Source organism: Kitasatospora sp. NPDC053308, from assembly GCF_055585785.1.
In genome coordinates, this window is record NZ_JBVJJY010000012.1 from 181,900 (window position 1) to 193,475 (window position 11,576).

8 protein-coding genes are annotated in these 11,576 nt (G+C 74.6%); 6 read left to right on the forward strand and 2 right to left on the reverse strand.

The window, feature by feature from the left end; translation table 11 throughout:
• Positions 1-175: 175 nt before the first annotated feature.
• The 3 genes from snpA to ACZ6Y7_RS25550 all read left to right on the forward strand — a co-directional run bounded on the left by snpA (position 176) and on the right by ACZ6Y7_RS25550 (position 3,891).
• A complete protein-coding gene (gene snpA, locus ACZ6Y7_RS25540; RefSeq protein ID WP_465760248.1) occupies positions 176-799 on the forward strand; it encodes a snapalysin in 624 nt (207 codons plus the stop codon).
• A gap of 212 nt (positions 800-1,011) precedes the next feature.
• Positions 1,012-1,671, forward strand: coding sequence for a pentapeptide repeat-containing protein (locus tag ACZ6Y7_RS25545; protein WP_465760249.1), 660 nt, complete (start codon positions 1,012-1,014; stop codon positions 1,669-1,671).
• A 165-nt stretch (positions 1,672-1,836) separates the two neighbouring features.
• On the forward strand, positions 1,837-3,891 hold the full coding sequence (locus ACZ6Y7_RS25550; protein ID WP_465760250.1) for a phosphocholine-specific phospholipase C: 2,055 nt from the start codon (positions 1,837-1,839) through the stop codon (positions 3,889-3,891).
• Between the two features lie 98 nt (positions 3,892-3,989).
• Here ACZ6Y7_RS25550 and ACZ6Y7_RS25555 read toward each other — a convergent pair whose 3' ends face one another.
• On the reverse strand, positions 3,990-4,769 hold the full coding sequence (locus ACZ6Y7_RS25555) for a phosphoribosyl-dephospho-CoA transferase MdcG domain-containing protein (RefSeq protein WP_465760251.1): 780 nt from the start codon (positions 4,767-4,769) through the stop codon (positions 3,990-3,992).
• Between the two features lie 149 nt (positions 4,770-4,918).
• On the opposite strand from ACZ6Y7_RS25555, the gene ACZ6Y7_RS25560 reads away from it, so the two are divergent.
• Positions 4,919-5,146, forward strand: coding sequence for a hypothetical protein (locus tag ACZ6Y7_RS25560; RefSeq protein ID WP_465760252.1), 228 nt, complete (start codon positions 4,919-4,921; stop codon positions 5,144-5,146).
• A 56-nt stretch (positions 5,147-5,202) separates the two neighbouring features.
• Here ACZ6Y7_RS25560 and ACZ6Y7_RS25565 read toward each other — a convergent pair whose 3' ends face one another.
• Positions 5,203-8,412, reverse strand: coding sequence for a S41 family peptidase (locus ACZ6Y7_RS25565; protein WP_465760253.1), 3,210 nt, complete (start codon positions 8,410-8,412; stop codon positions 5,203-5,205).
• A gap of 212 nt (positions 8,413-8,624) precedes the next feature.
• Here ACZ6Y7_RS25565 and ACZ6Y7_RS25570 point away from each other — a divergent pair, with 212 nt between their 5' ends.
• Both ACZ6Y7_RS25570 and ACZ6Y7_RS25575 read left to right on the forward strand, forming a co-directional pair.
• Positions 8,625-10,298 carry a chitinase gene (locus tag ACZ6Y7_RS25570; protein ID WP_465760254.1) on the forward strand — a complete coding sequence of 558 codons (1,674 nt, stop codon included), beginning with the start codon at positions 8,625-8,627 and terminating at the stop codon, positions 10,296-10,298.
• 61 nt (positions 10,299-10,359) lie between these two features.
• On the forward strand, positions 10,360-11,565 hold the full coding sequence (locus tag ACZ6Y7_RS25575; protein WP_465760255.1) for an MFS transporter: 1,206 nt from the start codon (positions 10,360-10,362) through the stop codon (positions 11,563-11,565).
• The last annotated feature ends 11 nt before the right edge of the window (positions 11,566-11,576 follow it).

Here is an 11,576-nt window from a genome sequence, read left to right on the forward strand (position 1 = left end):
GAAAGCCCGCCCAATTGGGCGTCGGCGCGGGGGTATTGCACGGAGCTATCGCGGATTGACATCATCCGCCCGCCCGCCGGGCTGCCCGAAGCTCTGGGACACCACCCGTTGACCAGGTGTCCCCCCGAGCCGATCCCCAACCGGCCACGGCACCCCAGGAATCGGAGACCCCCACATGAAGCGTTCCGTGCTGTCCGCCACCCTCGGCCTCGCCCTCGCGGCCGGCCTCGCCGTGCTGCCCGCCACGGCCGCGGCGGCCGCCCCGGCGGCCCCGGCCGCGCAGGGCTACACCGCCTCGACGTACGCCGGTTCGGCCGCGGAGACCGCGGACAACCAGGCGTTCTTCCACGCCGTGATGGCCTCCGCGAAGGCCAAGCAGGCCGCCAGCCCGGGGCTGGCGACCGTCGTGGTCACCTACGACGCCAGCTCGGCCCCGTCCTTCCGCAACCAGATAGCCCAGGCCGCCCAGATCTGGAACAGCTCGGTCAGCAACGTCCAGCTGCGGTCCGGCTCGGCCGCCGACTTCCGCTACTACGAGGGCAACGACAGCCGCGGCTCGTACGCCAGCACCGACGGGCACGGGCGCGGCTACATCTTCCTCGACTACCAGCAGAACCGGCAGTACAACTCGGTGCGGGTGACCGCGCACGAGACCGGGCACGTGCTCGGCCTGCCGGACCACTACTCCGGTCCGTGCAGCGAGCTGATGTCCGGGGGCGGCCCGGGCACCTCCTGCACCAACCCCTACCCGAACAGCACCGAGCGCAGCCGCGTCAACTCCCTCTGGGCGCGCGGCTGACGGCCCCCGGTCACCCCGGGGCGCCCCCGAACGGCCCTCAGCGGCTCTGAGCGGCCCCGACGCGCCCGGTACCGACCGCCCCGGCGGCCGGTGCCGGGCGCCGTCGCTCCGGCGGGTCGTCGCCGCGGGGCTGTCGTCGGTGCGGGGCGCTGTCGGTGCCGCGTGCGAGCATGCGGGCGAGATCCGTTCACCCCCGACCGCGAGGTGCCGCCATGTCCCGCTCCGTCCCCGACCGCCTCGACGACCTGCCGTACGCCGAGCTGCTGCGCCCGCACACCGGACCGCTGCGCAGCGACGAGCGGTACGACACCGCCCTCTTCGACGGCGGCGAGCACACCGACGAGTCGGGGGCCGGGGCGGCCTTCCTGGAGTGCGCGTTCACCGGGGTCGCGCTCAGCGGGGTCAAGCTGCGCCAGGCCCGGTTCAACGAGGTCTGGGTGCAGGCCGGCCGCTGGGTGGCCTGCGACCTCAGCGACTCCGAGTGGCAGGACAGCGCCGTCGTCGGCGGGGTGCTGGCCGGGGTCGCGGCGTACGGCTCGGCGCTGCGCCGGGTGGTGTTCCGCGGCTGCAAGCTGGAGGCGGTGAACCTGCGGGCGGCCGTGCTGCGGGACGTGGTCTTCGAGGACTGCCTGCTGCGGGACGTGGACTTCGGCGAGGCGAAGCTGACCGGGGTGTCCTTCCCCGGCTCGACGCTGGAGGAGGTCCGGCTGCGCGGCGCGACGCTGAGCGCGACCGATCTGCGCGGCGCCGTCCGGCTCGGGCTGGCCGACGGCCACCAGGGGCTGCGCGGCGCCGTGATCAGTTCCACCCAACTGCTGGAGCTCGCACCGCAGTTCGCGCAGGCGCTGGGGATCGACGTGAAGGATGTCTGAACAACTCGTTCACCGCGCGGTCGTTCGGCGATGCGGCGGTGAACAGTCCGACAAAGCTTGACCGGCCCCCTGTCCTGACCTTCCCGCCTGCGCCAAGATGCTCGCCGTTCGGGGGCGGAGGCGCGACGTGTATGTACACCTCGGGAAAAGGACGGGTCGGTCACGATGGCTGAGCTGAATCGCAGGAAGTTCATGGCACTCTCCGCGGGTGCCGCGGCCGGGGCGGCGGTGACCGGCGGATCCGCCGTCGCCGGCGCCACCCGGGCGGCGGCCGCGACGCCCAGCACCACCGGCACCATCAAGGATGTCCGGCACGTGGTCATCCTGATGCAGGAGAACCGCAGCTTCGACCACTACTTCGGCACCCTCAAGGGCGTCCGGGGCTTCGGCGACAAGGCCACCATCCAGCTCTCCGGCGGCTACAGCGTCTTCAACCAGCCGAACGGCCTGTTCTCCCGCCAGTACCCGTGGGCCTTCAACCCCTCCGGCGCCGGCGGCAACCCGGAGACCCTGGCCCAGTGCAACGGCGACCTCTCGCACGCCTGGTCCGACCAGCACAAGGCCTGGAACGGCGGCAAGATGGACTCCTGGGTGTCCGCCAAGGGCACCGTGCGCACCCTCGGCTACCTGCAGCGCGGCGACATCCCGTTCCACTACGCGCTCGCCGACAACTGGACCATCTGCGACGCGTACCACTGCTCCGTCCTGAGCGCGACCGGCCCCAACCGCACCTACCACTGGTCCGGCTGGATCGACCCGGCCGGCACCGCGGGCGGCGCGGCCTACGACGGCGGGGACGAGAAGGGGCTGCACTGGCAGACCTACGCCGAGGCCCTGGAGAACGCCGGCGTGAGCTGGAAGGTCTACCAGAACGCGAGCGACAACTTCGGCGACAACGCCCTCGCCTACTTCACCCAGTTCTCCGGCGCTCCGGCCGGCAGCCCGCTCGCCGTCAAGGGCATGGGCTCCGTCCCCAAGGTCACCGGCCGCACCCCGGACGACATCGCGCTCGCCATCAAGGGCGACGTGCTCGCCGGCACCCTCCCGCAGGTCTCCTGGATCGTCGCCGACCAGCAGTCCTCCGAGCACCCCTACGCCACGCCCCAGGACGGCGCGCACTTCGTTCACCTGGTGATGGACGCCCTGAACGCGGACCCCGCCGTCTTCGACTCCACGGTGCTGCTGCTCAACTACGACGAGAACGACGGCTTCTTCGACCATGTCCCGCCGCCGGCCGCGCCGAGCGGCACCGCCGACGAGTTCTACAACTCCACCAACATCGGCCTCGGCTTCCGCGTCCCGCTGATCGCCATCTCCCCGTGGAGCCGCGGGGGCTGGGTCAACTCCGAGACCTTCGACCACACCTCGGTGCTGCGCTTCCTGGAGGTCTGGACGGCCGCCCTCGGCCGACCCGCCACCTGCGCCAACATCAGCGCCTGGCGCCGGAAGGTCTGCGGAGACCTCACCTCGGTCTTCGACTTCGCCAACCCGGTGTACGGCATGCCCGCGCTGCCCGACACCTCGAAGACCATCGGCCTGGCCACCTGCGGCCCGCTGCCCAACCCCTCGCCGAGCAACAACGCGCTGCCCGCGCAGGAGCCCGGCACCCGCCCGGCCCGCGCACTGCCGTACCAGCCGAACGCCAATCTGGACCACTGGGACAGCAACGCGAGCGGCGTCATGCACGTCTGGGTGAAGATGTCCAACGACGGCGCCGCCCGGGCCTCGCACTTCGCCGCGTACGCCAACGCCTACCGCAGCGGCGGCCCGTGGCAGTACACCGTGGACTCCGGCAGCCCCGTCACCGACTTCTTCAACTGCGGCACCAACGGCTTCGGCAACGGCAAGTACGACCTGACCGTGGTCGGCCCGAACCGCTTCCTGCGGCGCTTCACCGGCGACCTCACCCAGCCGGGCAAGGACGTCGCCGTCACCTCGTCCTACGCGCCGGCCCCGGACACCGGCAAGCTCGCGGTCCACTTCCAGCTCGCCAACCAGGGCACCTCGCCGGTGACCTTCACCATCACCAGCAACAACTACCGCACCGACGGCCCCTGGACGTACGCCGTCCCGGCCGGCGGCAGCGTCAGCGACTACTTCAACGCCGTCGCCCGCACCGACGGCTGGTACGACTTCACCGTCACGGTGAACACCGACAGCAGCTGGTCGCAGCGGTTCACCGGCCACCTGGAGACCGGCGCGCCCAGCGTCAGCGGCTGAGCCCACGCCCCACGGCCGCTAGTTCACGCCCCACGGCCGACGGCCCACGCCCCACGGCCGACGGCCCACGCCCCACGGCCGGCGCACCGCGGCCGGCGTCACGCGTACGGGCCCCGGGGGAACCACGGATCGTGGACCTCCCGGGGCCCGTACGGCGTCAGCAGGGTGAGGGGCTGCTGCCCGGCCGCGTACTCGGCCAGCAGCACCGAGCCGTGCCGGGTCTCCAGCTCGGCCCGGACCGGCACCGGCAGCTTGGCCAGCGCCCGCCGCAGCTGCAGGGCGTCGCGTCGGCTGACCGGCTGCGGGGCGCGCAGCACCAGCCGCAGCGGGCTCAGCGGCCCGGTCACCGGTACCCCGCTCGCCAGTTCGTAGCCGACCGCGCCGACCGGGCCCCAGGCCATCCGGTGGTCCGCCACCAGCCGGCCGGCCTCCGGCAGCAGGGCCAGCGCCGGGATCCCGGTGAGCCGCTCCGCCGCCAGCCGCCCGCGCCGCTCGGCCAGCTGCTCGGGCCGCAGCGTCCGGGCCACCGCCGCCCAGGGCGCCAGCGCGTCCAGCCGGTGCCCGGGGCGCGGGCCGCGCACGGTCACCGGGAGCCACAGCTCGGGCGCCGCCTCCGGGTCCCGGGTGCAGTGCCGCGGGTGCGGCAGGTCCGTCGGGTGGCCGGCCACGGCGGGTGCCCGGCCGACCGTCACCCACGGGTGCGCCCGCAGCACCGCGCGCGCCCAGTCCGGCAGCGTGCCGCCCGCGAGCGGCCGCAGCGAGCCGGGGCACTGCATCAGCAGCAGGTCGTGCGGGCCGGGCAGCCGTCCGTCCAGCGCGGCCAGCGGCCCGACCCGGCGGCGCGGTCCGTCGTGCAGTTCCTCGATCGGGTTCCTCACACCGCCACCCTCCGCCCGCTCGGGGCCCCCGACTACGGCCCTTCGACGCGTTCCGCCGGGACCAAGGGCTCAACGTGCGCCCCCGGGCCCCCGGTGTGAGAGTGGGGGCAGCCCGGTATTCCGTCATTCCGTCCGCAGGAGGAGGAGTCATGGGCATCTTCGACAGGTTGTTCCACAGGGCGCCGCACGAGGCCGCCCGGGACGACTCCGCGCAGCGGGCCGCGATCGCCCACGACGAGGCGGCCGACGCGTTCGGCGACGACATCGAGCGGACCCGCGAGACCCAGGACCGGCTCGCCCGGGAGCGGCTCTCCCAGGAGGAGGCGGACCGGCTGGCCGCCGAGAACATGACCGCCGAGGGCGACCCCTGGGACTGAGTGCCCCGCGGCCGTGACGGGACGGATCCCGTCGCGGCCGCGGCGCGCCCGCCGGGTCAGCGCGCCCGCGGCGGCAGCGGGGGGCGCCGCAGGTCCGGCCGGGGCGTGGACTCGGGCGGGGGCGCCGCGGCGGGCGCGTCCTCCAACAGCTCCAGGGCCAGCTGGACGGCGGTGACCAGCTCCGGGTGGCGCCCCCGGGCCCAGTCCCGCGGGGTGCGCAGCACGTGCACGTCCGGTTCGACGCCGCGGTTCTCCACCGACCAGCCGAGCCCGCCGCCGAACCAGGAGGCGTTCTTCGGCACCGAGATCTGGGTGCCGTCGCCGAGGGTGTGGCGCCCGGTCATCCCGACCACCCCGCCCCAGGTGCGGCTGCCGATCACCGGGCCGAGCGCGAGCAGCTTGATCGCCGCGATGATCACGTCCCCGTCCGAGCTGGTCGCCTCGTCGGCGAGTGCCACCAACGGGCCGCGCAGCGCGTGCCGCGGCCAGCGGACCGGGTGGCGGTCCCGGGTGAAGTCCCAGGCCAGGACGTGCCGGGTGAGCTTCTCCAGCACCAGCTCGGAGACGTTGCCGCCGGCGTTGCCGCGGACGTCCAGCACCAGTGCGGGCTTGTCCAGCTCGCGCCGCAGGTCCCGGTTGAACTGCGCCCAGCCGGAGCCGCCGAGGTCCGGGATGTGCAGGTAGCCGCACCGGCCGTCGCTGAACTCCCGCACCAGGGACCGGCGTTTGGCCACCCAGTCCTGGTAGCGGATGGGCCGCTCGTCGGTCAGCGGGGTGACCGCGATCCGCCGGTGCGGGCCGTCCGGGCCGCTGCGCAGGGTCAGCTCCACGGTGGTGCCGCCGGTGCCGGCCAGGAGCGGCAGCGGTCCGCGCACCGGGTCCACCGGGCGTCCGCCGACCGCGAGCAGCTCGTCGCCGTCCCGCACGCCCTGGGCGGCCAGCGGGGCGCGGGCGCGCGGGTCGGAGGACTCGCCGGGCAGCACCCGGTCGACCAGCCAGCGCCCGTCGGGGGAGCGGTGGGCGGTGGCGCCGAGCAGGCCGAGCGGCTGCTGGCCGAGCGTGGGCCCCTCGGCGCGCCGGGACGGGGTGACGTAGGCGTGCGAGGTGCCCAGCTCGCCGAGGAGTTCGCGCAGCAGGTCGGCGAAGTCGTCGGGGGAGCAGATCCGGTCCAGCAGCGGTTCGTACTGGGCGACCAGGGCGGGCCAGTCCAGGCCGGACATCCGCTCGTCCCAGAACTGGTCCCGGACGATCCGGGCCGCCTCGTGGTAGGCCTGGCGCCACTCGGCGGCCGGGTGCACGGTGTGGGTGATCCGGCGCAGGTCCACGCTGGTGCCGGCGGAGGGGGCGGAGACCGGGATGACCCGCAGCGTCCCCGCCGAGTAGACGGCGATCGAGCCGCCGTCCCCGGAGACCGCGTAGCCGTCCAGCTTGTCCACCAGCGTGCTGCGGGTGCCGCGGGCCAGGTCGAAGTGTTCCAGCGAGGGGCGGCCCGAGGTGTCCTCCGGGCTGGCGAAGGTCTGCCCGAGGGTGCCGGAGATCGGCCAGCGCAGCCAGACCAGGCCGCCGCGCACCGCGTCGGTGGCCGAGTACTTGGAGGCGATCACCGGGAACTGCAGCAGCCGCTCGCCGATGCCCTCCGGTTCGACCCGGACGGTGCCGTCGCCGCCGCCGTCCCCGAGCGGGGCGCCGTCCTCGACCGGGGCGGCGAAGGGCGAGGGCGTGTCGGCGGTGAGCGGGACGAGGTACGGACGGCAGCCGACCGGGAAGGAGAGGTCGCCGGTGTGCACGTCGTGGACGGGGTCGAAGCCGCGCCAGGACAGGAAGGCCAGGTAGCGGCCGTCCCGGGTGAACACCGGCTGCTCGTCCTCGAAGCGGCCGTCGGTGACCTCGGTGATCGCCGCCGGCTCCTCGGTGCGGGTGAGCCGGATCCGGCGCAGCGAGCGCCCGGCGACCGGCTGGGACCAGGCGATCCAGTGCGAGTCGGGGGAGAACCGGGCGCTGGAGACCGGCCCGTACTCGGAGGCGGCCAGCTCGCGCACCTCGCCGTCGTCGGCGCGGACCAGCAGCAGCCGCCCGTCCGAGGAGACGGCCGCGAGGCGGCTGCCGTCGGGGGAGGCGGAGAGCTCCAGGACACGGCCGAGCCGGCCGGCGGCGAGCACCCGGTGGCGGTGCTTCTCCCCGCCCTCGTTCCCGGGCAGCGGCATCACCTCGATCGCGTCGGCGCCCTGCGCGTCGGTGATCCAGGCCGCCTCGCCGGTGTGCCCGAGCATCACCGGCAGCCGGGTCCGCACCCCCGGGGTGTCGGCGAGCGCGCGGGCCGGGCCGTCCTTGTGCGTGAGCCAGTACTGGCTGCCGCGCACGGTGATCACCCCGGCCCGGCCGGTCCGGTCGCAGGCGAGGTCCTTGACCTGGGCCGCGGCGCCGACCTGGTACGGGCGGCGGCCGGCCCGGGCGCCGCCGAGCGGGACGTGCAGCCGACGCGGGGCGGGGGCGTCCAGGCCGTCCAGCAGCCAGAGGTCACCGGCGTGCTGGTAGACGATCCGGGTGCCGTCGGTGGCGGCCTCCCGGGCGTAGTAGGAGGCGTGGTCGGTGTGCCGGCGCAGGTCGGTGCCGTCGGGGCGGCAGGAGTAGAGGTTGCCGATGCCCTCGTGGTCCGAGAGGAAGGCGATCCGGCCGGCGACCGGCATCGGGGAGGCGAGGTGCCCGGTGTGGTCGGGCAGGATCCGCTCGCCGTCCACCCAGAGCCGGCCGACGGCGCCGCCCCGGTAGCGCTTCCAGGCGGCCGGCTCGTGCGGGGCGGAGCCGGTGAGCAGGACGGTGTGCTCGCGGCTCATCTGGGCGTCGCCGACCGGGCCCCAGGGCATCCGGCGGCCGGGGGAGCCGTCCGGCGGCAGGGCGTGCGCCCAGGTGTAGTGGCCGAAGGGCTCGTGGAAGGAGGTGACGGCCAGCACCTCGCCGTCCGGCAGCCAGCCGCGCACCCGGGTGTCCTGGCTGCCCCAGAAGCTGAGCCGGCTCGCCTCCCCGCCGTCGACCGGGGCGGTCCAGACCTCGGGGGTGATGCTCAGCCAGCTGGTCCAGGCGAGGGTGGTGCCGTCGGGCGAGAGCCGGGGGTGGCTGACCCGGGTGCGGTCGCAGCTGACCCGCCAGGCCCGGCCGGTGACGGAGCCGCCGTCGTCCAGCGGGGCGATCCAGACGTCGTCCTCGGCGGTGAAGGTGAGCAGGCCGCCGTGCAGGTGGGGGTGGCGGAGGTAGCCGGGCGGGGTCACCCCTCCATCCTTCGACGGGGTGTCACACCCGGCAACCCGGACGCGCGGGGGGTGCCCCCCGGACCGGTCTGGACCATTGACATCGCGCGACCGGATCCACTTCAGTGGTCTAGTCCAGCCAGGGTGCCAGGCCGGGCCGTTCCCCCCACCGGCCCGTGCTCCGCGGTGCCCTCGGACGTCCCCCACGACCGCGCCGTCGCAGGAGCCCCCGCATGCGCAGAAACCTCAGAAACGGCCTCGCGGCCGGCACCGCTTCCGCCGTCGCCGCCGCCGCCCTGGTCGGCGTCACCCTCGGCCTCGCCCCAGCCGCGTCGGCCGGCGAGTTCCTGGTCAACGGCGGGTTCGAGTCCGGCTCGCTCGGCCCCTGGAGCTGCACCGGCGGCGCCGGCAGCGTCGTCACCGCCCCGGTGCACTCCGGCAGCCGCGCGCTGGCCGGCGCCGCCTCGGCGAGCGACACCGCCCAGTGCGCCCAGACCGTGACCGTCGCCCCCGCCACCACCTACACGCTCAGCGCCTGGGTCCAGGGCTCGTACGTCTACCTGGGCGTCGACGGCGGCGGCCCCAGCACCTGGACGCCCGGCACCGGCGGCTCGTACCAGAAGCTCAGCCTCAGCTTCACCACCGGCGCCACCCAGACCAGCGCCACCGTCTACACCCACGGCTGGTACGGCCAGGGCACCTACTACGCGGACGACGTCTCGCTGGACGGCCCGGGCGCCCCCAGCCCCACGCCCTCGCCGACCGCCACCGCCTCGCCGACCGCCACCGCCTCGCCGACCGCCACCGCCTCCCCGACCGGAACCCCCAGCGGCACGCCCACCGGAACCCCGACCGGAACCCCCACCGGCACCCCGACCAGCCCGCCCGCCGGCAGCCACGCCCTGGTCGGCTACCTGCACGCGAGCTTCGCCAACGGCGCCGGCTACACCCGGATGGCCGACGTCCCCGACTCCTGGGACTTCATCGACCTCTCCTTCGGCGAGCCCACCTCCGCCACCTCCGGCGACATCCGCTTCAACCGCTGCCCGGTCACCGAGTGCCCGACGGTCGAGTCCGACGCCGACTTCAAGGCGGCCATCGCGGCCAAGCGCGCCCGGGGCAAGAAGGTGCTGATCTCGATCGGCGGCCAGAACGGCCAGGTCCAGCTGACCACCGCCGCCGCCCGGGACGCCTTCGTCAGCTCGGTCTCGGCGATCATCGACAGGTGGGGCCTGGACGGCCTGGACATCGACTTCGAGGGCCACTCGCTCTCCCTGGACACCGGCGACACCGACTTCAGGAACCCCACCAGCCCGGTCATCGTCAACCTGGTCTCCGCCCTGAAGACCCTCAAGGCCAGGTACGGGCCGGGCTTCGTGCTGACCATGGCGCCGGAGACCTTCTTCGTCCAACTCGGCTACCAGTACTACGGATCCGGCCCCTGGGGCGGCCAGGACCCGCGCGCCGGGGCGTACCTGCCGGTCATCCACGCGCTGCGCGACGACCTCACCCTGCTGCACGTCCAGGACTACAACTCGGGCTCCGTCCTGGGCCTGGACAACCAGTACCACGCGATGGGCGGCGCCGACTTCCACGTCGCGATGACCGACCTGCTGCTCAAGGGCTTCCCGGTGGCGGGCAATCCGGCCATGGTGTTCCCGCCGCTGCCCGCCTCGAAGGTCGCCATCGGCATGCCGGCCACCACCAACGCGGGCAACGGCTACGTCGCCCCCGCCGAGGTGGACAAGGCGCTGAACTGCCTCACCAAGCTGACCGACTGCGGTGCGTACGTGCCGCGTTCGGGCGCCCAGCCGAACCTGCGCGGGCTGATGACCTGGTCGATCAACTGGGACCGGTTCGGCGGCCAGGAGTTCTCCAGGAACTTCGACGGCTACTTCGGCCGCTGACCGCACGCCCCCGGGACCGTGCTTGAACCTGACACCCGTGTGAGGTCCAAGCATGGTCCCCATGGCGACCACACGACTCCGCACGCCGGCACCCCACCGGCCCTTCCCGCTCCCCTCCCTGCTCGCCCTGGCCACCGCCGTCTTCGTCACCGCGCTCACCGAGAACCTGCCCGCCGGGGTGCTGCCCGGCATGGGCGACTCCCTCGGCGTCAGCGAGTCGGCGGCCGGGCAGACCGTCACCGTCTACGCGATCGGCTCCGCCGTCACCGCGATCCCGCTCAGCGCGGCCACCGCCGGCGCGGGCCGCAAGCGACTGCTGCTCACCGCGATGGGCGGCTTCGCCCTCGCCAACACGGTGACCGCGGTCTCCGGCGACTACCCGCTCACGCTGGCCGCCCGCTTCCTCGCGGGCGTCGCCGCCGGCCTCGCCTGGGCACTGCTGGCCGGGTACGCCCGCCGACTGGTCCCGATCGAGCAGCAGGGCCGGGCGATGGCCGTCGCGATGGCCGGCATCCCGGTCGCGCTGGCGCTCGGGGTGCCGATCGGCAGCTTCCTCGGCCGGATCCTCGCCTGGTGGGTGCCCTTCCTGGCCATGACGGCACTGGCGGTCGGCGTGGTCGGCTGGATCACGGCGACGCTGCCCGAGCAGCCCGGGCAGCCGCGGGGCGAGCGGATCCCGGTCCGGCAGGCGCTCACCGTGCCCGGCGTACGGCCGGTGCTCACCGCCACCGTCCTCTACGTGCTCGCCCACACCGTCCTGTTCACCTACATCGCGCCCCTGCTCGACCGGGCCGGCCTCGGCGGCGCCACCGGCGGCGTGCTGTCGGTCTTCGGCCTGGCCTCGATGGCGAGCATCTGGCTCACCGGCGCCCACATCCACCGTCGGCTGCGGCAGTTGACGATCGGCGGCGCGCTGCTGGTCGCGCTGACGGCGGGCACCCTCGCGCTGTGGTCCGGCGACGCGCCGCTGGTGTACCTCGCGGCGCTGCTCTGGGGCCTCGGCTGGGGCGGCGCCCCGACCCTGCTGCAGACCGCCCTCGGCGACGCGGGCGGCGAGCGGGCGGACGCCGCCCAGGCCGTGCTGGTGACCCTGTGGAACCTCGCGATGGCGGGCGGCGGGATGCTCGGCGGCCTCGTCCTGAGCGCCCTCGGCACCCGCGCCCTGCCCTGGACGGTCCTCGCCCTGCTGCTCCCCGCCCTCGCGGTGGTCACCGCCGCGCGCCGCCACGGCTTCCCGCCGGTGCGCGGGGGCCGGCCCGGCCGCTGACCGGCCCGGCC